General features: G+C 58.7%; 18 protein-coding genes. 2 read left to right on the top strand and 16 right to left on the bottom strand.

Annotated features, from left to right (window positions below; genetic code table 11):
* Nucleotides 1–7: 7 nt before the first annotated feature.
* Nucleotides 8–688 carry a response regulator transcription factor gene (locus FHJ80_RS07750; RefSeq protein ID WP_139526440.1) on the top strand — a complete coding sequence of 227 codons (681 nt, stop codon included), beginning with the start codon at nt 8–10 and terminating at the stop codon, nt 686–688.
* Here FHJ80_RS07750 and FHJ80_RS07745 read toward each other — a convergent pair.
* The 11 genes from FHJ80_RS07745 to FHJ80_RS07695 form a co-directional block, all read right to left on the bottom strand.
* Complete coding sequence (locus FHJ80_RS07745; RefSeq protein ID WP_139526439.1) at nt 685–2,055, bottom strand: hybrid sensor histidine kinase/response regulator; 1,371 nt, start codon at nt 2,053–2,055, stop codon at nt 685–687. The two genes, FHJ80_RS07750 and FHJ80_RS07745, sit on opposite strands and share 4 nt — an antisense overlap.
* Nucleotides 2,033–3,190: a nitric oxide-sensing protein NosP gene (gene nosP / locus FHJ80_RS07740; protein WP_255303889.1), complete on the bottom strand. Its 1,158-nt coding sequence runs from the start codon at nt 3,188–3,190 to the stop codon at nt 2,033–2,035. Before nosP ends, FHJ80_RS07745 begins: the two co-directional genes overlap by 23 nt.
* On the bottom strand, nt 3,171–5,414 hold the full coding sequence (locus FHJ80_RS07735; RefSeq protein ID WP_139526437.1) for an ATP-binding protein: 2,244 nt from the start codon (nt 5,412–5,414) through the stop codon (nt 3,171–3,173). The genes nosP and FHJ80_RS07735 overlap by 20 nt, the downstream gene beginning before the upstream one ends.
* On the bottom strand, nt 5,404–5,931 hold the full coding sequence (locus FHJ80_RS07730) for a molybdopterin-dependent oxidoreductase (RefSeq protein WP_231125552.1): 528 nt from the start codon (nt 5,929–5,931) through the stop codon (nt 5,404–5,406). Before FHJ80_RS07730 ends, FHJ80_RS07735 begins: the two co-directional genes overlap by 11 nt.
* A 150-nt stretch (nt 5,932–6,081) precedes the next feature.
* Nucleotides 6,082–6,903 carry a DUF2189 domain-containing protein gene (locus FHJ80_RS07725; RefSeq protein ID WP_139526436.1) on the bottom strand — a complete coding sequence of 274 codons (822 nt, stop codon included), beginning with the start codon at nt 6,901–6,903 and terminating at the stop codon, nt 6,082–6,084.
* A 282-nt stretch (nt 6,904–7,185) separates the two neighbouring features.
* Nucleotides 7,186–7,614: a universal stress protein gene (locus tag FHJ80_RS07720; RefSeq protein WP_139526435.1), complete on the bottom strand. Its 429-nt coding sequence runs from the start codon at nt 7,612–7,614 to the stop codon at nt 7,186–7,188.
* Between the two features lie 10 nt (nt 7,615–7,624).
* The gene (locus FHJ80_RS07715) at nt 7,625–10,225 is read right to left on the bottom strand and encodes a TRAP transporter permease (protein ID WP_139526434.1); all 2,601 of its coding nucleotides are present in this window, start codon (nt 10,223–10,225) and stop codon (nt 7,625–7,627) included.
* Nucleotides 10,226–10,360: 135 nt separating this feature from the next.
* Nucleotides 10,361–11,341 carry a TAXI family TRAP transporter solute-binding subunit gene (locus FHJ80_RS07710; RefSeq protein WP_139526433.1) on the bottom strand — a complete coding sequence of 327 codons (981 nt, stop codon included), beginning with the start codon at nt 11,339–11,341 and terminating at the stop codon, nt 10,361–10,363.
* A gap of 430 nt (nt 11,342–11,771) precedes the next feature.
* The gene (locus FHJ80_RS07705; RefSeq protein ID WP_139526432.1) at nt 11,772–13,073 is read right to left on the bottom strand and encodes a TRAP transporter large permease; all 1,302 of its coding nucleotides are present in this window, start codon (nt 13,071–13,073) and stop codon (nt 11,772–11,774) included.
* Nucleotides 13,063–13,542, bottom strand: a complete 480-nt coding sequence (locus FHJ80_RS07700) for a TRAP transporter small permease (protein WP_139526431.1) — start codon at nt 13,540–13,542, stop codon at nt 13,063–13,065. The genes FHJ80_RS07705 and FHJ80_RS07700 overlap by 11 nt, the downstream gene beginning before the upstream one ends.
* 59 nt (nt 13,543–13,601) lie before the next feature.
* Entirely contained in the window at nt 13,602–14,612 is a 1,011-nt protein-coding gene (locus tag FHJ80_RS07695; RefSeq protein ID WP_139526430.1) for a DctP family TRAP transporter solute-binding subunit, read from the bottom strand.
* 233 nt (nt 14,613–14,845) lie between these two features.
* On the opposite strand from FHJ80_RS07695, the gene FHJ80_RS07690 reads away from it, so the two are divergent.
* On the top strand, nt 14,846–15,709 hold the full coding sequence (locus tag FHJ80_RS07690; protein ID WP_139526429.1) for a DMT family transporter: 864 nt from the start codon (nt 14,846–14,848) through the stop codon (nt 15,707–15,709).
* A gap of 9 nt (nt 15,710–15,718) precedes the next feature.
* Here the strand turns inward: FHJ80_RS07690 and FHJ80_RS07685 are convergent, their stop codons facing one another.
* From FHJ80_RS07685 to pyk, 5 genes are read right to left on the bottom strand one after another with little or no spacing between them, the layout of a single operon-like run.
* Nucleotides 15,719–16,240, bottom strand: a complete 522-nt coding sequence (locus FHJ80_RS07685; protein WP_139526428.1) for a DUF192 domain-containing protein — start codon at nt 16,238–16,240, stop codon at nt 15,719–15,721.
* The gene (locus tag FHJ80_RS07680) at nt 16,237–17,376 is read right to left on the bottom strand and encodes an ABC transporter ATP-binding protein (protein WP_255303888.1); all 1,140 of its coding nucleotides are present in this window, start codon (nt 17,374–17,376) and stop codon (nt 16,237–16,239) included. The genes FHJ80_RS07685 and FHJ80_RS07680 overlap by 4 nt, the downstream gene beginning before the upstream one ends.
* Entirely contained in the window at nt 17,369–18,037 is a 669-nt protein-coding gene (gene modB, locus FHJ80_RS07675) for a molybdate ABC transporter permease subunit (RefSeq protein WP_139526426.1), read from the bottom strand. Before modB ends, FHJ80_RS07680 begins: the two co-directional genes overlap by 8 nt.
* A complete protein-coding gene (gene modA, locus FHJ80_RS07670) occupies nt 18,037–18,804 on the bottom strand; it encodes a molybdate ABC transporter substrate-binding protein (RefSeq protein WP_139526425.1) in 768 nt (255 codons plus the stop codon). The genes modB and modA overlap by 1 nt, the downstream gene beginning before the upstream one ends.
* 3 nt (nt 18,805–18,807) lie before the next feature.
* Nucleotides 18,808–20,292, bottom strand: a complete 1,485-nt coding sequence (gene pyk / locus FHJ80_RS07665; protein ID WP_139526424.1) for a pyruvate kinase — start codon at nt 20,290–20,292, stop codon at nt 18,808–18,810.
* Between the last annotated feature and the right edge of the window lie 71 nt (nt 20,293–20,363).

Raw genomic sequence — 20,363 nt, 5'->3', positions numbered from 1 at the left:
AGACGCCATGTACTCGCTGTTAGTGGCAGATGACCATCCGCTGTTTCGCGATGCGCTGCAAGCAGTGATCGTCAGCGGCTTCACCGATACGCAGCTGTTCGAGGCCGATAGCCTCGCCGCGGCCATGGCACGTATCGATACACAAGAAGGGTTGGATCTGCTGCTGCTGGATTTGAGCCTGCCGGATGCCGATGGGCTGGAGGGGTTGAAAACCCTACGCGAGACCTTCCCCTGGCTGCCGGTGGCCATCGTCTCGGCGCATCAAGAGCGCCAGCTCGTGCTCGATGCCATTACGCTCGGTGCCGTGGGCTACATCCCTAAATCGACCCCGCGCGCGCAGCTGCTGGCTGCTCTGCAGCAAATTCTTCAGGGACAGCTCTACTTACCCGCTGATATCATGCGCCGACCTCCCCCTCCGTCACGCGCGGCATCGGTCGCTTCCCCTTCGACTACTCCGTCAAGCAGGCTGACGCGGCTCACGGAGAAGCAGTTAGACGTGTTGAGCTGTATGAGTCAGGGCATGTCCAACAAACAGATCGCCCGGGAACTGAACATTGCCGAAACCACGGTCAAAACCCATGTATCGGCGATTTTGCGTAAGCTCGGCGCGAGCAGCCGAGTGCACGCCATTGTCATGGCGGGTGAGGAAGATTTGAGCGGCTATTTAGCCAAACGCCCGGCGCGCTAGCCGTTCTCCAACAGCGTGCCCAGCAGCATTTTGAGGCGCAGCGGCTTGAGCGGTTTCAACAGGCAGTGGATGCCCGCTTCGCGGGTGGCCCGCTTTACGGCGGCTTCGTGATTGGCCGTAATGACCACGGCCGCTAATCCGGGATAGCGGCGGCGCAGCCTGGCAGCGAGATCGATACCGTTCTCACGATGCTCGCCGAGGTGGTAATCCACCAACAGCACGGCCGGACGTTCACCGTCGCTGGCCGCCTCCAACGCGCTCACCGTCGCGGCCGCTCGTACCCGGCATCCCCAACCGCCCAAGAGCGCCTGCATACCTTCGGTAATGGCCGGATCATCGTCCACCACCCACACGATGCACCCCTGCAAGGGATCGACATCCCACTCGATGGACGTTCGCAGCGGGGCAGCTTGGTCCTTGCCGATATCGGCATAGGGCACCAAAATCGAGAACAGAGAGCCGTGGCCCAGTTGAGAGGCCAACCGAACAGGATGGCCCAGCATCGTGCTAATGCGGTCCACGATGGCCAACCCCAATCCCAGCCCACGACTCTGGTTCGCCTGAGGCTGACTGGCGCGGCGAAACTCCAGAAATATCGCTTGACGCTGTGGTTCTGGAATTCCTGGCCCCGTATCACCCACCATGATCTCCAACCCCTCACGGCGACGGCGGCAGCCTAATAGCAAATGGCCATGCTCGGTGTAGCGCACCGCGTTGCTGAGAAAATTGCGAACCACCCGCGCCAATAGCGCCAAGTCCGACTCCACCCATACCTGAGAAGGTACGTAGTGGAGAGTTAGCCCGCGTACCCCGGCGACTTGGCGATACTCCTCGGCCAGCGCATCCAACAGCGTGCTAACGGCAAAGGGTGCTTTATCAGCGTGGAGCACACCGGCGTCCAGGCGGGAGATGTCCACCAGCGTTCCCAACAGCCCTTCGACATCTTTCAGCGACCGGCCAATATGGCCGACCAGTGCTTGGGACGCTGCCGGAAGCGCATGGGCTTCCAGGGCACTGGCAAACAGTCGAGCCGCGTTGAGCGGCTGAAGCAGGTCATGACTGACGGCTGCCAGAAATTTGGTTTTCGATGCGTTGGCCGCCTGGGCGTCGGCATTGGCGGCCAGCAGCCGGCCGTTGACCTGGCTTAGTTCATCCAACGTGCGGTGCAGCGCGTCGGTGCGCTCGCGCACCTGCTCGGCCAACAGCACCGAGCGCTCGAAGGCCGCATAGGGCGCCCCGTTAGGGCCACCGCCGGACTCCACGCGCTCCATGAGCGCTGCACACACTTTGCGCAGGCGCTGATTCTCTTCACGCAGGGCCGCCACGTCGTTCGACGACGGCGCATCAGAGAGCTGGAAGAGTGCCAAAGGCCACCCCCGTAAAGGTTTGATTCACATGCATCCCGTGGTGCTGCTCGCCGTAAGTATTGAAACCGATCACTCTTGCCTGGCGCAGTAGTGCGGAGGCTCGATCGAGTTGACCCAGCGACTCGAGCGCCATTCGCCGCAAAAAGCAGTCACAGCCGATGATCGCTGCGGGTTCGCCGAGGCGCTCTTCCACGTCCTGCAGCATACGAGCCAAATCTTCCAATAGCGGCGTGGGTTGCATGGCGGTCAGCACAATGCCGTTTTCCACCGCACAATAGAAGCTGAGACTACCGTCGTCGTTGACCCGCTGAATCGAGCGAATATAGTGCTGCCCACCTAAATGCACCGCCAGCGGATGCTGGGCAAAGACCGCAGGCGTCAGTGCTTCCACCGGGCATCCTACGAGGGAAGCATACAACTCGGCAGCCGACAGGCCATTGAGTTCCAGCACCCGGCGGCGCTCTCGGTCGACAGCGGTGACTACGAGCTTATGCGCCAGCGGCTCTAGGTGATGGGTAGAGAAGACGTCGAACGGCAGCCGCGTATTGATCATGACCACCACGGCCGCCCGAGTATGGAAGCGACCCTCAGCATACACATGGGTGTGGGTGAGGTGGTTGTCGTCCCCGGCGGAGCCGCCAAAACTTGGAATGCGCCCAAGCGCGGCATCCAGCGTTGCCAGCACCTGCTCTTCACGGCTGGAAAGCCCATCCAGCAATGTCAGAGCAAAGCTATGCTCATTGACCGGCGCCACGGCTTGCCGACGACAGCGCTCCAGTAGCCCATCGACCAGCGGTTGAGCGGTGGGCAAATCAAAGTGTTCGAGGTCATCGATCAGCGCGGTTTCGACGGCAAACAAGCGCCTATCGAAACAGATGGCGACAATAGAGCCGCGATCGTAGCCATCGGGCGTCAGCTCACCCGCCGTCGTGCAGCCACTGACTGGAAGCTCGCCAAACGCCTGACAAAGCGCGTCCGCTAGCTGCGACAGCGGATATTCAGCGCTACAAAAGAACAGCACGAAACCGGCGTGCTCGTGACACAGCGCGAGAGCCAGCGCATGGGCAGCATCCTGAGGGTTGGGCTCACGGCTCGCGGCCGCGCTCAAACCATGATTAGTGAAGCGGGTGGTCACGACGCCATTTCTCCAGCGCGGCATAAGTTCGTGCAGCGCAGTGACGCAGCGTGTCAAAACACGCTGTTAGCGGCTCGAGCGATGCCTCGTCAAGCGCAGCCATGCTCTCCAACCGCTTGGCTTGCGCAGCCAACTGCTCTGCGCCCATGCTCACTGACTCGCCCCGCAGTTGATGCGCTAGCCGCTCGACCTGACGCCAGTGGTCACGACTCGACGTGCTCCCGGCAGCAAAGTAGCCAGAAAGCTGCGCAATGTAGTCACTCGCCTGCTGATGATAGAGCACTGCCAGTTGATCGACACTATCAGCCCCCAGCGAGCCGACGAGGGTGGCCAACGTCGTTTCATTGAGTAGGGCCGCGTCACCTCCTTCCTCACGCAACGCAGAAGGGATCGGCATCATCGGTGTTGGTGTCGTTGATAGCTGCAGCGCCAACACGTTGCCAAGCGCCAACAGCGAGAGCGGCTTGGTGATGTAGTCATTCATACCCGCAGCGAGGCAGCGGCGACGATCATCCTCTGCCCCCCCTGCGGTCATGGCCACGATGGGCACCTCGCTGCACCAGCCGCCCATTTCACGCAATCGCTGAGTCACCGTCACGCCGTCGATATCAGGAAGCTGTATGTCCATGAAAATAAGATGTACCTGCTGGCGTCGTACCATGGCAAGGGCTTCGCGGCCGTTTTCTGCGCACACCACCTCGCAACCAAGTCGCGACAAAAGTCCCACCGCGACTTTGCGATTGACCGCATTGTCCTCGACCAGCAGCAACGAGGTGCCGTCAAAATCTCGCGCTGGCTCAACGGGCAGGGGGGAGCTGACAGGAGAAGCCTCGACTAACGGCAGTTCGCACCAAAACGTACTGCCTTGACCCGGCGTGCTGTCGACACCCAGACGTCCCTGCATGGCTTCACTCAGCCGTTTACAGATTGCCAATCCCAAACCGGTGCCGCCGTAGCGGCGTGCGACGCTCTCATCCGCCTGCTGAAAGGGTTCGAAGAGCGTCTCTTGCTGTTCACTGTTCAGACCACAACCGGTATCGCTGATATCAAAGAGCAAATGCTCGACGGTCGAGGAGACGCGTACCGAGACGCTGCCGTAGTCAGTGAATTTGATCGCATTAGCAATGAGATTGAGCAGTATCTGTCGCAGACGCCCCGCATCGATCATGACCCATGCTGGCACGAGTGGGTCCACATGAAGCGATAGTTGCAGCCCTTTTGCTTGCGCTCTTGGCTCGAATAGCGCCATGACACCTTCGACTAGCGGCGTCAGCGCCGTAGGCGACGTCTCCAGGGTCAAATGGCCGGCCTCGATTTTAGAAAAATCGAGGATCTCATTGATCATTGCCAGTAACTGATTGGCACTATCGTGAATAGTGCGAGCATAGTCTTCGACCTGGGCGGGGCTGGCGGGCTCGCGCAGCAGCTCGCTCATGCCAATCACACCATTGAGCGGCGTACGAATTTCGTGACTGACCATGGCGAGAAAGTCTGACTTTGCATGATTGGCCGCTTGGGCCTGCTTCGCTGTGACCTGGAGCTGTTTACTGAGCTGCTCTTGTTCTCGACGCGCCGCTGCGCTTTCGCGCATTTCACGTACCAAAAAGACGATGACCGTCAACACTGCAAAGCTGATTCCAATCAGCAGCGAAATGAGCAGCTTATAGAGCGTACTTAGCAGCGCCCTCTCTTCGGTGGCGGATTCCGCTAGATAACCGTTGATCGCAATCACCAAGCGCTCGGTCAAACGGGTAAGCGATTGAAGCTCGCTCTCCAAGGCCGTGACGGGCAGCCGATCCATCTCCTCGTGGGGTTCGAACATGGGATCGAGGGTGTCGAGCTGCTGCTGAATCTGATCCAACAGCTCGCTCGCTGCACCAATACTTTGCAATAGCGAACTAACCTCTCCCTCTCGCAGCAGGGTGATCCGGCTATAGAGCAATTCGAAGCGAAGATTGAGGGCATCCTGGGCGGCAGGCGATAGGGGGCCCCGCGTGTCGGCCAACAAATGATTGAGCAATTGCACGGCATCGCGGTCGAGTTTATAGACCACCCAGGCGGTGTCCTCTCGCAAACTCTGCGTCAAATTATCCTGCCGCCATGCCGAAAGGCCAGCCACCACCAACGCAGCCGCAAACAGCAGTACGGTGATGATCGCTACCAGCTTGAGGCGGCGCGGGTAGCGTAGCAGGCGGGGTGCCCGAGCGGACTCACTAACGGACATTGATGTGCATGACCTGCCATACGGCCCTGAAACGCATACGCTCGCTCAACAGCGCCTCATCATGGTCGAATGGATATAGCACCCATAGTGGGCCATATTCGCGGATAGGAATGGCCTGCCCGTCCCGCTCTAGTGCCAAAATAACGTCGTAGTCGTAAAAATCCTCAATAGGAATTTCGGCCTCATAACCGTTCAAGGCCGCTACGTTAATGGTGTTGCCTTCGGCCCCTACATGCTCGAGCAGCGTGCGCATCAGCGGGCCGCGGTAGTGGCTCGCTCCCTCGGTCCACGGTGTACCGGTCGTAAAAGCGTGCTGCGGCAGCGCGCCCAACATCTCACGGTCAAAATGGGCCTCTTCCTCGACGTTGGCTGCCGTTACTTCACCATCTATTTTGAGGATGACGGGCCCATCAGGAGCGGCCAATTTATCCACGTCTGCCTCAGCCGCGTCCGCTAGCCCCGTATGGGGAATGCTGAACGCCAGCATAGTCCACCCCAATAACAACGCTTTCACCATCGACTCCTCGTATCGCAGTGCCTGAACGACGCAGCAGCGGCCGCTCCAGGCAATAAAAAAGAGATGGCGTTAGGGTACGCCATCTCGTTTCATTGGTCAGTCGAATGTCGACTTTTTTACTTAGCGATGAGAAATGTAGCGGAGATGTCGTTAAGTACTCAGCTTCTCGACCGGCTCGAACCGAACGAGTTCTTCGTAGGCATGCCAGCTAGCGTGACCAAGCACGGGCAGTATGAGGGCCAGACCGATGTAGAAGGTCATCACCCCAACGACGACGCAGCCGGTTAAAATAGCAGCCCATAGCAGCATGGTCCGGAAGTTACGCGCCACGCAGCGCACGCTAGCCTCGATGCCTTCCATGAACGTCAGATCTTGATCCATCAGAGTTGGAATAGCGACCACGCTAATGGCGAAAGCGCCAAAGGCAAGAATGCCACCTGCCACTGTGCCGACCGCCAGCATGCTGAGCCCTTCCGGTGTGGTGACCAAGGCCGTATAAAGCGTTGCCGGGCTAGGTACTTCAAAACCGAAGAAAAGTGCAAACAGCAGCGTAGCCAGACGTATCCAGGCTAGAAAGAAAATCATCATCATCACGCCCATCATGGCCAACTGCCCAGCATGCGGCCGCCAACTGCCGAAGGCATCGCCCAAGTTAGGCACCCGCCCACGCTCGAGCGCCAAGCTGATGCCGTAAGAACCCACCGCCACGAGCGGCCCAATGAACATGAAGCCCGCAATCATGGGCAGCAGCCAGTGCCAATAACCCAGTGTGTAGGCCCCTAACGTGATGGCAATACTCAAACCAACCCAAAACATGCCATACGAAAGACTGACGGCAGTCGCACGGCGGAAGTCTTCCATACCGGCGGCAAGCCAAGCCTTTGGTCTGTCCATCCCGACTTTGTTGATGATGATTTTAACGTTGGGCGCGTCGGCTGATTGGCCGTGTGTTTTTGTTGTTACTGCATTCATGGCGTAACTCCTGTGATTTACCCCAAATGGCTGTCTCTGACCCAAGCACCAAGGTAAATAGCTACCATGTGTGTTGACACCATTAATCCAACGTTAATGGCTTAATGTTCTTTTAATGTAGCTGAGCCAATGCCGACCGAAGAGCTTTACCGCCACTCGGTACAAAAAATCCTCCTTTAGCGCTCTCAACGACGATTAAATCGATGCGTTAGCAATTCACGATATTGATGACAAAAAAAAACTCCAGGCCACTGGCCTGGAGCTTCGTTGGGGTGACGGCGTTCAGCGCACGATCATCACTGATACCTTGGCATGATGAACGACATGTTCCGCGTTGGGACCGAGCACATAATCGACGAATTTGCGCTTGGTGTGCGACGCCATCACGATCAGATCAGCATCGATCTTCTTGCCGACCTTGATGATGGCTTCCCACGGTGAACCATCGACGATTACGCTTTGGGTTTTGATCCCTTCCGGCACATGCTCTTGAATGAAGGTGTGCTGCGCCTCTTTCATTGCCAAGTGCGCTTTTTCCGAGAAGTTTTTCGGAAAATAAGCGCCCACCATAGGCATAGTGAATTCTGGAAGAACCGATACCACATGCAGCGACGCACCAAAGGTTTGGCACAGCGTTACTGCCGTAGGCAGCGCTTTCTTCCATGAGGCTTCTTCGTTCAAATCCACGGGGAGTAGCACTTTATGGTACATGGCAACCTCCTTAGGCAGCGGCCACTTCGTTGGATTGCTCATGACGCCGACGACGGCGTTGCATCACCACGACCAAGCCAAAGATGCCCAGTGCAGGGAGCCACATCCACTCTTTGGTCCAGCGATCCACCGGGGCCAGCACTTCGAGAATCTCTTGGTCGAAATCAAAGCCCAGCTCGGCCGCTTGGCTGCCGAACTCGACGAAATCGACCAAGGTTTGGTCACCATCTTCGTAAAGTTCGATACCTAGATTCGCCATGCGCTCTTCACCTGTTTCACCGCGCGGCACGGGGACGAGCATATAGGTGGTCATCGGCGCCCCGAAATCGTCTTCACCGGCAATTTGCACGCGCAGGTTGCTACCGTCATCGACCCGGCCCAGTGCCTCGGCAAATTGCGCAGGTGGCACCGATTCATAGGGGTCGTGGATTTTGTCCATCCAGAAGCCGGGGCGGAACAGCGTAAAGGCGACCAGCAGCAGCAGCAGCGATTCGTACCAGCGGTTGCGGGTCAGCATGTAGCCCTGAGTGCCTGCCGCAAAGATCAGCATGGCAATGGTGGCCACTATGAACACCAAAATACCCTGCATCACCGTGACATCGATCAGCAGCAGGTCCGTATTGAAGATGAACAGGAATGGCAGCGCAGCGGTACGCAGGCTGTAATAAAACGCCTGGAAGCCAGTGCGCAGCGGATCCCCACCCGACACGGCCGCCGCCGCAAAGGAGGCCAAACCTACCGGTGGCGTGACATCCGCCATGATACCGAAGTAAAACACGAACAGGTGCACGGCAATCAGTGGGACGATCAGGCCATTTTGCTGGCCCAGTAGCACGATGACCGGCGCCATCAGCGCCGACACCACGATGTAGTTCGCGGTTGTCGGTAAGCCCATGCCCAGGATCAGACTCAGCAGGGCCGTCAGCAGCAGAATCATCATCAGGTTGCCGCCGGAAAGAATCTCGACGACGTCTGCCAGCACCAAGCCCACACCGGTTTGCGACACCGCCCCGACCACGATACCCGCTGTGGCCGTCGCGATACCGATCCCAATCATGTTTCTGGCACCCGTCACTAAGCCATCCCACAGGTCTTTAAAGCCTTCTTTAATATCCGCCGCCATCCGGCTACGACCACGGAAGAGCGCAATGATCGGGCGCTGCGTCACCATGATGAAGATCATGAACATGGTGGCCCAGAACGCTGATAGCCCAGGAGATAGACGCTCGACCATCAGGCACCACACCAAAACGACGACAGGGAGAATATAGTGAAGGCCCACCATCACCGTGGGACGGGTTTGCGGCAGCTTCACGACCTCCGAATTAGGATCATCCATCTCCAGTTCGGGGTAGTTAGCACTCACTTTCAGCAGCGCCACGTAGACAATCGCAAGACCGACAGACACCACCCATGGCGTCGCTTCACCCAGCACGGGTTTTAACCATCCCAGGCCATAGTAGACGGCAATCGAGAGCCCCATGAGCAGCAGCAAGCCGGTCATGAAACCGATCACCTTGTTCAACAGCGGGCGCGCCGGGTTGCTGGAAGGCAGGCCTTTCATATTGGCCTTGAGCGCTTCCAGGTGAACGATGTAGATCAGGGCGATATAAGAGATCAGCGCTGGCAAGAAGGCGTGCTTGATCACGTCGACGTAGGGAATACCGACGTACTCCACCATCAAAAACGCTGCTGCCCCCATGACGGGTGGCATGATTTGGCCGTTCACCGAAGACGACACTTCCACCGCGCCCGCTTTTTCAGCGCTAAAGCCGACTCGCTTCATCATCGGAATCGTAAAGGTACCGGTCGTCACGGTATTGGCAATCGACGACCCCGAGATCAAACCGGTCATGCCTGAGGCGACCACGGCGGCTTTCGCCGGGCCGCCTTTGAAGTGGCCAAGCATCGAGAACGCTACTTTGATGAAGTAGTTACCGGCGCCTGCTTTATCCAACAGTGCACCGAACAGCACGAACAGGAACACGAAGCTAGTGGAGACCCCTAGCGCAATCCCGAACACGCCTTGCGTACCCAGCCACTGGTGATTGATCAAACCGCCGAGGCTCACGCCACGGTGGGCCAAAATGCCGGGCATGTAAGGACCAAACAGTGAATAGGCGATAAAAACCGCCGCCACAATCATCAAGGGTGGCCCCAATGCGCGGCGCGTGGCTTCTAACAACATCAATATGCCGACGACGCCCACGACGATATCCTGGGTAATCGGCAACCCAGGCCGCTGGGCCAAATCCGCATAGAAAATAAACAGATAGGCGCCGCAAAAGGCTGCCACTGCCGCAAGAACCCAGTCGGCCAGCGGCACGCGATCGCGCGGCGAACGTTTGAAGGCGGGGTACGCCATAAAGGCTAGAAAGAGCGCAAACGCCAAATGAATCGAGCGCGCCTCTGTGGCGCTGAACACGCCAAAGCCAACGATGTAGGGAAGTGGCGATGCAATCCATAGCTGAAACAGCGACCAAGCGGCTGCAATACTCACTAGCAGCTTACCGGGTACGCCTAGGGGTTTCCTTGCCCCTGTATCGCTGGAAGCGACCATATCCTCCAGGTCGTTCTCAGCGGCTGCCGAAGGGTGTTTGTCATCACGCATACGCTTGCCCTGCCTAATGGTCAGCGCTGACAATCAGCGCTCTCAACAAGAAGCGCGGACACCCAAGGTGCCCGCGCTTTGCAACTCAAAGCGACGCCATTCACCTTTCGTCAATAGCGTCACTCTTTTTACGACTTATTCGATCCAGCCGCGCTCACGATAGTAACGTGCTGCGCCATCGTGCAGCGGCGCCGTCAAGCCATCAGAGATCATGTCTTCTTCGTTCAGGTTCTCGAACGCCGGGTGCAGACGCTTGAAGCGATCGAAGTTTTCGAAGACGGCTTTCACGGTTTCGTAAACGATGTCTTCATCGACGGCGGTCGAGGAAACGAACGTAGCCGCAACGCCGAAAGTCTCGACGTCTTCGTCGTTACCACGGTAGAGGCCACCCGGAATCACGGAACGGGTGTAATAGGGGTACTCTTCGATCAGGCCATCGATCTCTTCACCGGTCACGGAGACCAGACGCGCATCGATGGTGGTGGTCGCTTCTTGGATAGAGCCATTGGGGTGACCTACCACGTACACCATGGCATCGATGTTGTTGTCAGACAGGGCAGCCGCCTGCTCGGCCGCGTCGAGCTGAGACGCCAGTGCGAAGGTGTCTTCATCCCAACCGAACGCATCCATGACCACGTCCATGGTGTTACGCTGGCCAGAACCGGGGTTACCGATGTTGACGCGCTTGCCAGGGAAGTCACTGATGTTTTCGATACCGGAATCCGCGCGGGCCACCACGGTCAGCGGCTCACCGTGCATGGTGAAGACGGCACGCATATCTTCCCAAGCGCCTTCTTCCTCGAAGTTAGCTTCGCCATTATAAGCGCGGTACTGAACGTCGGACTGTACGACACCCATGTCCAGCTCGCCGCTCTTCATGCCGTTGACGTTAGCCACGGAGCCACCGGTGGACGGAGCGTTACAGCGGATGTTGTGCTCATCGCTGCCACGGTTGACCATGCGGCATACCGACTGGCCAACGACATAATAAACACCGGTTTGGCCACCGGTACCGATCGTGATGTAGCGCTCCTGGGCAACGGCCGGAGAGGCGAAGGTTGCCGCCGCGATGAACGCGCCTGAAAAGGCCGCGGTAGAAAATACATGGCGTTTCATGAACACACCTCTTTATCTTGATGTTGTGAGCGTTATGCGCTTTGAAGCCACCTGCAGAACGGTTCCCTTCAGGTGTATAGGTTCCAAAACGTTGTCAAGACAGTCTGTTATCAACCTCGGCATTTAGTGCCGACTGTTCCTACTTTAGCGAAAAAAAAGCTAATTGGCGAAGCGCGATGTCATTTAACCGAGGATGCAGTGCAGCATCGCCACTTGACGTTTCGTTCTTTTCACCAGTGGTGATCGCTGAGATAGGCACTGACAAAGACGCCACTCGGCCTATTGTTCTAAGCCACACCAAGCATCCCCGTGTGCACGTTGGGTGATACTCGACAAGTCTAGCGGCCTGTAACGTTTAGTAAGCGTTAAACATAGGCATAAAGGTATGCCGGTTTGGCATGGGCCATCACTGATCGTATCCCTGCCATGCTCAAACGTTATAGCCCAGCACCGTGGGGAGCCAGAGCGCGATGCTTGGAAAGATGGCGACGAGCGCCAAGGCGCCGCCCATGGCCACCACAAAGAGCAGCGCCCAGCCAAGTGTGTGCTCCAAGCGAATCTTGGCAACTTCCGTGGTCACCATCAGATTCACCGCCACCGGCGGGGTAAACTGACCGATCGCAATGTTCATGGCCAACAATATGCCAAACCACACCGGGTTCCACTCGAAGTGCTGCATTACCGGAATCAGAATCGGCATCATGATCAGGTAAATGGAAATCGCGTCTAGCAGCATGCCCGCTACCAGCACCGCTAACATGATGAGTATTAGCAGCAGCACTCCGTTGTCGGTCAAGCCAATGATCCACTCTGCCAAATGACGGAAGGTGCCCAGCATGGTGCCTGCCCAAGCGAAGATACCTGCCAACGCAATGATCAACATGACCACGCCTGAGATGATCGCGGCCTCCCCTAGCAGCTCCCATACATCGCGTAACGTGAGTTCTCGCGTCAAGAACAGGCCTACTACCGCTCCGTAGGCAACGGCGACCACGGCGGCTTCCGTGGGGGTAAAGAGGCCTGAACGCAGCCCCCCTAAAATCAGCACCGGCGCAAACAAAGCAGGTAGCGCTTCACGGAAGGTGCCTCGTACCGTCAGCCTTTCAGCTCCTTCTACCGGTGTCCCCTCCCAGCCATGACGCTTGGCAGCCAGCATGGCTGGCACCAGCAGCGCCAATCCGGCTAAGACGCCCGGGAAAAGCCCCGCTGCAAACAGCGCCCGGAGATCAACGCCGGGTACCACAATCGAGTAGAGAATCAGCGCCACCGATGGTGGAATCAAAATCGCCGTAGAGGCCGACGCCGCAATGAGCGTGGCAGAGAACGGTTTGGGGTAGCCCGCTTTGGTCATGCTGGGTAGCATCACCATCGCCACGGCGGCGGCATCGGCGGGCCCAGAGCCGCTCATCCCCCCCATGATCATGCACACCAATACCGCGACCAGTGCCAGCCCGCCGTGGCGGGGACCAATCAGCGCTTGGGCGAAACGCACTAGGCGTAGCGCGACCCCTGCCCGCTCGAAAATCAGCCCGGTAAGAATGAACAGCGGAATGGCAATCAGAGGATACTTGGCGATGCTGTTGTAGGTATTGGTGCCCAGGGTAGCCAACATATCCGGTGACAGCCCCAGTACGATGCCCACCGCTCCAGACAGGGCCAGCGAGAACGCCACCGGCACGCCAGCAATCAGCAGTCCGGCGAACGCTAAAATCATCCAGATATCAGGTGTCACCGTTGATCTCCCCCGCAAACCGATCACGGGTTTGCTGCACCAAACGCCACAGCATGGCCGCCGACAGCACGGGCAGCCATACCAAATACCACCACTGTGGCAGCCCTAAGCCCGGCGAGAGCGACTCCCATTGGTACTCCTGCCACGCTAGCTTGCCACCGTACCAAGTGATCAAGCCCAGCACGATCAAGCCACACAGGGCTTGAAAGAGAATCAGCGCACCACGCCAGCGAGGTGGCAATGCGCGCTCTAAAAAGCCAATACGGATATGACGGTCGCGCCTCAAAGCAACCGACGCCCCAGCAAAGGTCAGTACAACCAATAGGAAGACGGAAAACTCCTCGGTGAACGAAAACGAGCCGCCTGTCAGATAGCGCGTGACCACATTGCCTAGGCTAATCAGCGCAATCACGATCAACGAAAGCGCGCCAAGCCAGCGTTCGGGGCGCGCATCGGGAAAGCCTTTCATGGCAGCCTCACATCAGCAAGCTGCCGCCCTGTAAGGGCGGCAGCGAAAACATGCGAACATCAACGGGCGTCGATAGCGGCTTGGGCGGCTTCGACCACCTCTTCACCAATGCGCGGGGCCCACTTTTCATAAACGGACTGAGTGGCATCCACGAAGGCTTGGTACTGTGCATCGGTCAGCTCGGTCACGGTGACACCACGCTCTTGAATCGCGGCCAGACGCTCGCCCTCCTGCTCACGAGTCATGGCGATTTCCCAGGCACCCGCCTCTTCGGCCGTCTCGCGCAGCATCGTTTGCTGCTCTTCGCTCAATGTCTGCCAGACTTGCTGGTTGACGGCAAAAATCAGTGGATCGTTCATATAGTTCCAGAGCGTCAAATGCTCCTGGCCTACTTGGTCGATACGCGCCACGTCAAAGACCGACAGCGGGTTTTCCTGGCCATCCACCGCGCCCGTGGTGAGAGCGGGTTGGGCGTCAGTCCAGCTCATCTGCGTAGGGTCGGCACCTAGCGCAGAGAACGTATCCTGGAACAGCGGCGAGCCCACCACGCGGATCTTCAGACCTTCCAGATCCTCTGGCTGACTGATCGGGCCGCGGGAATTGGATACCTGACGAAAGCCGTTTTCGCCCCAGGCCAAAGGAATAACGCCACGTGATTCGATCGCTTCGAACACCATCGTGCCTGCGTCCCCGCCGGTCACGGCATCGACGGCGGCCTCGTCAGGAATGAAAAACGGCAACGAGAACAAGTTCAGTTCCGGTACCTGGGGTGACCAGTTGATGGTGGAGCCAACAGCGGCATCAATCAGGCCAGAGCGCATGGCAGAAAATTCGCGGGTTTGGTCACCCGATACCAGCTGTGAATTCGGATAGACCCGCAGGGTAAGTTCACCCCCGCTGCGTTCTTCAACCAGCTCTGCCCACTTTTCAGCGGCCTGCCCCCAAGGAAAGGCATCTGAAAGCACGGTAGAGACCGAGAGTTCGCGGGCCTGCGCGGAAAAAGCAGCCGAGAGCAGTGCAGCGCCAGCCAAGCCAGCGGTAAAACGAGCCATAGAGCGTGTCAGCGTCATTATTGTCGATCCTTTTTTCTTTTTTATGGGGTGTTCATGGAGTGTCGGGGCAAGCTTACACCTCCTGCCCAAGTGTCGCTCAATGGCGGCAATCGCCATAGCGAGCGACACCCCATTGTAGGCACTCGACGAATGAAAGAAAGCCATTGATTAGGCTTTTAACCATCAACTTTCGATGCATCACGTGCTTGCTGATAAGCTGTTGTCTCCTTCAGCGTTTCAAGGATAGATACGTGCCGCTTCGTGATTTTCTCCTGGGCCTGCTGGTCATTGCCATCTGGTCGCTCAACATCATCGTGATCAAAGTGGGCGTAGCGGAGCTGCCGCCACTGTTAATGACGACTCTGCGCTTTATGTTGGTCGCCGCGCTGCTGGTGCCGTTTTACCCGGTCGCTCGGGCACAGCTACCCTTTTTAATATTGCTATCCATCACGTTTGGCAGCCTTCACTTTGCGTTGTTGTTCATTGGGCTAAGGCAAGCCGAAGCAGGCACCGGGGCGCTGCTCGTTCAAATGGGCACGCCCTTTGCCACCCTATTGGCGGTGATCTTCTTGAAAGAGACATTGGGCCCCAAGCGTTTGGCGGGCTTGCTGCTCTCGTTTGCGGGGGTGGTGGTGCTAGCAGGCGGGCCCACGCTTCCGTCACCGCTGCCATTGACCATTCTGCTGCTAAGCGCACTTGGCTGGGCCGTCTCACAGCTCTTGATCAAGCGCGGACCGCCCATCGCCCCGCTGGCGCTGGCAGGCTGGGTGGCGCTCTTTGCGGTGCCTCAGGTGGCCGTCGGTTCGTGGCTCTTTGAACAACACCAGTGGCAAGCCATCACTCAGGCCAGCTGGTTGGGCTGGGGAGCGGTGGCGTACACCGCGATCATGTCGTCCATAGCGGCTTACGGCATTTGGTACGCGCTGCTACGCCGCCATCCGGTGAATCGTGTGGTGCCGATGACACTACTCACCCCCGTGTTTGCGGTGGGCTTAGGCGCGCTACTGATGGACGACCCGCTGGGGGTGCATAAACTGGTCGGCGGCGGCTTGGTGGTCGCAGGCATCGCCCTGATCGTGCTGAAACTTGGCCAACAGCCGCCAACCAGGGCGTGAGCGTGGGCATTAGTCGGGGCGACAAAAGCCCGCCAACGCAGGTACCGAGACACAGTCGCCTACCTGGATGCCACGCTCGGCAAAGTAGCCCGCATTGACTTCCAGCGCCGCATGATAGGCCGCACCTGCTGGATAAGAGGGGCACTCTTGAGGCGCACTGGATTCGCAAGGCGGCATGGTGTTGATGGCGACAATGCGGCCTTCACCATCGATATAGGCAATATCCAGCGGAATCAGCGTGCGGTACATCCAAAATGCATTGCCTGCAGGCTGCTCACGCTCGAAGCGAAACAGCATTCCTCGTGTTTCTGGCAGATGTTCACGTCCCATCAGGCCGCGCTGGCGCTGGGAAGCGGTTTCGGCGACTTCGACATCCAGACGGTGCGGACCACCTTCACTGTGTATCGCCAGCGGTAGCGTGTTGGCAGATGTCGATTCCGCGGCCCACGCCGTCAACAAAGGAAGCGGCAAACAAGCCGCAAGCGAAACGCCTAAAGCGGTTTTGAGCAGTTGGCGGCGTGTCAGGGTCATAACAGGTTCCTTTTGTTGTTGGGTGCCATATGCATCTGCTGCTCGGGCATGAGGTGAATGCCCTCGGCCAGTAGCGAGACGTGTACCCGCTCTCCCAGTCGAAGCTGATTACGTTTAGCCGCGTGGGTGGCGATGTCGAAACGTAGCATATCTTGATGAGAAACGCGCAGCGAGATGGACGTCATGCCGCCCAATACCACCATTTCGCTGACCGTTGCCGCTACCGGATTTTCGCGCTCACCTTGAGAGGGCCGTCCCCGCCGATGCAGCACGATATCCGACGGCGGCAGGTACCAGGCTAGCGGTTTGCCGAGTTCAACACGGTCTAGCCCTTCTGCTTCTGCCACTTCCAGCCGCCACTCTCCCCACTGCAGGCGTCGCCCAGCGTCCGTCTCTACCACTTCCCCGCTAAAGACGTTGTGGCGATCCAGCAACCTAGCGACAAGCGGCGAAGCGGGCCGTCGAAACAGCGCTTCAGGTGTGCCCTGCTGTAGGCTCACCCCGTTATGCAACACGCAGATTTGATCGGCGAGCGCGGTGGCTTCATCCAAGTCATGCGTAACGAGAATGATGGGGATGGAGATGTGTTGGCGCAGCAGTGCCAGCTCGCGCTGCAAGCGGCGACGCGTCACTTGATCCACCGCAGAGAACGGCTCGTCCAGCAGCAGCGCTTGGGGCTCCCTCGCCAATGCTCTCGCCAATGCCACTCGCTGGCGTTGGCCGCCGGAAAGCTCGCTGGGATAGCGCGCTTCGAGCCCTTGCAGGCGCACCCTGCTCAACCACTGCGTAGCATGCTCGAGGCGCTGGACGCGGGGCAGATGCCCCATGGCGAGCTGAACGTTCTGCAGCGCCGTCAAGTGCGGAAACAGCGCATAGTCCTGAAACACCATGCCGATCCGACGCGCTTGCGGCGTCAGCGATCGGCGCTGGCCCTCCTGCGCCCAAAACCACTCCGCGCCCGCGCAGCTCACCCGTCCCTGCTCCGGCTGGTAAAGCCCCGCAATGGTGCGCAGCAAGGTGGTTTTGCCACTGCCGGACGGTCCGACGAGTGCCAAAAGCTCGCCAGGAGCGCAGCGAAACGACGCATTGAGCGGAATCGGGCCAGCCTGTTGGGCAGTCACTACCAGCTCATCCACGTGACCACCTGCGCTTGCCAGCGAGCCCATAGACCAGACCTAAGGTGGCCAAAGAAATGACCAGCAGGAGGGCAGACATATTCGCAGCACCCTGCTCATCGAAGGCTTGCACACGGTCATAAATGGCAATCGAGAGCGTGCGGGTCTCACCATCGATGGCCCCACCGACCAGCAAAATCACGCCAAATTCGCCTAGTGTGTGAGCAAAGGTTAGCGCTGCCGCCGATAGGATGCCCGGCCATACGAGAGGCAGCTCGATACGCCATAGGGTTTGCCAGGGGCTTAGCCCACTGCACCAAGCGGCCTCGCGTAAGTTGGCAGGCACGTGCTCGAAGGCGCGCTGAATCGGCTGGATGGCAAACGGAAGATTGGCGATCAGAGACGCCAGCAAAATACCGCTGAAGGTAAAGTTGAGCCCACTCCCCGTCAACGCGGCCCAAGCGCTGCCCAGCGGTGCATCGCGGCCAAACTGCTGGAGAAGATAAAACCCCAACACCGTGGGCGGCAGTACCAGCGGCAGCGCAATCAGCGCCTCGCATAGCCCCTTACCTCGAAACGACGTCGTCGCCAGTCGACGTCCCCACCATATACCGAGGGGTAACAAGAAGAGACAAGTAAACGCCGCGAGCCGCAGCGAGACGGAGAGGGCCGACCAGTCCATCAATCGGTACTGAATCCGTAGGTGTCGAAAATCGCCTTCGCCTCAGGCTGCTGCAACCACTCATAAAAGGCATGGGCTGCCCGGGTGGCCTGGGGCGTTAACACCATGCGCTGGCGCAGCGGCGTATGCCACGTCTCAGGAATCAATACCGTTTCGCTACGCCCGGACAGCGCAGGCGCCACGGCTAGCGAGTAAGCCACCAAGCCGCCGCGCGCTTCATCGGATAGGGCAAACTGCATCGCTTGGGAGACGTTCTCACCCTGCACGCGAAGCGGCTCGCTAGTTTCCCAAAGCCCCGCTTTTTGTAGCACTTCTTGGGCGGCCACGCCGTAGGGGGCGTGTTCAGGGCTAGCAATGGCGATACGCAGCCGCTGACCTTCTTCTAAAGCGGCAATGGCCTCCTCCACACCGGCGAGTGGCGTTTGTTCGTCGGGCTGGGCATAGCGGCCGACAGGCTGCACCCAGGCCAAACGTCCCCGAGCATAAATCACGCCCGCGTCATCCACGTGCCCCTCGTCGTACAGCGCCTGTACGTACCCTTCATTGGCCGATAAAAACAGCTCAAAGGGCGCACCCTGGGCGATTTGGCGGCGAAAGTTGCCAGAAGAGCCAAAATTGAGACGCAGCGCCTGGCCGGTTTGCCGAGTGAACTGCTGGGCAGCCTCTTCCAAGGCGAACTGCAGGCTAGATGCCGCCGCCACGATGGGCGCGCCCGCCATCACAGGCGCGCTCAGTAGCCAACCGCATAGCAACAGCAGTGAGCGCATATGCTAGGCCTTTGCGCTGTCGGCGTGTTGCTCGGTAATAGCCATCACTTTCATGGTATTGGTACCACCGTGGGCGTTCATGTGATCGCCACGGGTCAAGATGACGTGGTCTCCCGGCTTGGCGACGCCCTGCTTCACCAGCAGCGTGAGCGCTTGATCATTCAGCTCGGTGGCGGTCATTTGCGACGTGTCGAATGGCAGCGATACCACGCCCCGGTACAGGGCCATGCGACGCTGGGCAATCGGGTTGTGAGCCAACCCCACGATAGGCAAGCCCGAGCGGATGCGCGAGGCGATCAACGGCGTGTAGCCCGAGGCGGTCATGCAAGCAATCGCCACCACGCCGTTCATGTGGTTAGCAGCGTACATCGCCGATAGCGCAATGGTTTCGTCCGGGCGGGTAAAGCCTTCGTGGATACGGTGGCCCGACTCTTGAGCGACCCGCTCACGCTCGGCGCCAAGACACACCCGCGCCATCGCTTCCACGGTCTCCAGCGGGTAATCCCCTGCGGCGGTTTCTGCCGAGAGCATGACCGCATCGCTGCCATCCAGCACCGCGTTAGCGACGTCGAAGACTTCAGCGCGAGTGGGTAGCGGCGCTGAGATCATGCTCTCCATCATTTGGGTCGCGGTGATCACGGCACGGTTGAGCGAGCGGGCACGCTTGATCATACGCTTTTGCACGCCGACCAGTTTGGCATCGCCAATTTCTACGCCCAGATCACCACGGGCGACCATCACCGCCTCGGAAGCTTCGATGATACCATCCAACGTGGCTTCATCGGCCACGGCTTCGGCGCGCTCTACTTTGGCAACGAGGCCAATCTCCTTGCCCTCTTCCCCTAACAAGCGGCGGGCTTCCAGCATGTCTTCCGCCGAACGCGGGAAAGAAATCGCTAAGTAATCGACGCCAATCTCGACGGCGGTTTTCAGGTCGGTTTTATCTTTGTCCGTCAGCGCGGGGGCCGAGAGTCCTCCGCCCTGTTTGTTGATACCTTTATGGTTAGAGAGCTTGCCGCCCACCACCACCTCGGTATGTACCTGCTTGCCCTCGACACGGGTAACGTCCAACACCACACGGCCATCGTCCAGCAGCAGTCGGTCGCCTGCGGTGACATCGTCGGCCAGCGTTTTGTAATCGCAGCCAACGCCGTGACTGTCACCGGCATCACTGTCCATGGCCATGTCCAGGACAAACGGCTGCCCCTCTTCCAGGTACACCGCGCCGTCTTTGAAACGCGCAACGCGGATTTTAGGCCCCTGTAAATCGCCCAGCGCGGCGACACTGCGGCCAAGCTGAGCAGCAATCTCACGCACACGCATCAAGCGGCGGCGATGGTCGTCAGCAGTGCCATGGGAAAAGTTCAAGCGAACCACATCCACCCCCGCCTTCAGCATGGCTTCCAGCACGCCTTCACGATCGCTGGCGGGGCCGAGGGTCGCGACGATCTTGGTACGACGAAGGGGCGTATGGGTGTGTGCGCTCATAAATGTCCTAACCGTTCATGGAGTGGAGTGTCAGCTTATCAGGATAACCCAACCAAGATGACACTCGCATG

The sequence above is a fragment of the Halomonas sp. BL6 genome (genome assembly GCF_006228115.1).
GTDB classification, from domain to species: domain Bacteria; phylum Pseudomonadota; class Gammaproteobacteria; order Pseudomonadales; family Halomonadaceae; genus Vreelandella; species Vreelandella piezotolerans.
Note: the sequence above shows the minus strand (reverse complement) of the source record. Positions and strands in the feature narration are given on the sequence as shown.

Excerpts from the sequence above, each read along its gene's own strand:
- FHJ80_RS07710 (WP_139526433.1), bottom strand. The coding sequence starts at position 11,341 with ATGAAACGCCATGTATTTTCTACCGCGGCCTTTTCAGGCGCGTTCATC.
- FHJ80_RS07715 (WP_139526434.1), bottom strand. The coding sequence starts at position 10,225 with ATGCGTGATGACAAACACCCTTCGGCAGCCGCTGAGAACGACCTGGAG.
- modA (WP_139526425.1), bottom strand. The coding sequence starts at position 18,804 with ATGCGCTCACTGCTGTTGCTATGCGGTTGGCTACTGAGCGCGCCTGTG.
- FHJ80_RS07720 (WP_139526435.1), bottom strand. The coding sequence starts at position 7,614 with ATGTACCATAAAGTGCTACTCCCCGTGGATTTGAACGAAGAAGCCTCA.
- FHJ80_RS07750 (WP_139526440.1), top strand. The coding sequence starts at position 8 with ATGTACTCGCTGTTAGTGGCAGATGACCATCCGCTGTTTCGCGATGCG.
- FHJ80_RS07725 (WP_139526436.1), bottom strand. The coding sequence starts at position 6,903 with ATGAATGCAGTAACAACAAAAACACACGGCCAATCAGCCGACGCGCCC.
- modB (WP_139526426.1), bottom strand. The coding sequence starts at position 18,037 with ATGGACTGGTCGGCCCTCTCCGTCTCGCTGCGGCTCGCGGCGTTTACT.
- FHJ80_RS07685 (WP_139526428.1), bottom strand. The coding sequence starts at position 16,240 with ATGACCCTGACACGCCGCCAACTGCTCAAAACCGCTTTAGGCGTTTCG.
- FHJ80_RS07730 (WP_231125552.1), bottom strand. The coding sequence starts at position 5,931 with ATGGTGAAAGCGTTGTTATTGGGGTGGACTATGCTGGCGTTCAGCATT.
- pyk (WP_139526424.1), bottom strand. The coding sequence starts at position 20,292 with ATGAGCGCACACACCCATACGCCCCTTCGTCGTACCAAGATCGTCGCG.
- FHJ80_RS07700 (WP_139526431.1), bottom strand. The coding sequence starts at position 13,542 with ATGAAAGGCTTTCCCGATGCGCGCCCCGAACGCTGGCTTGGCGCGCTT.
- FHJ80_RS07735 (WP_139526437.1), bottom strand. The coding sequence starts at position 5,414 with ATGTCCGTTAGTGAGTCCGCTCGGGCACCCCGCCTGCTACGCTACCCG.
- FHJ80_RS07695 (WP_139526430.1), bottom strand. The coding sequence starts at position 14,612 with ATGACGCTGACACGCTCTATGGCTCGTTTTACCGCTGGCTTGGCTGGC.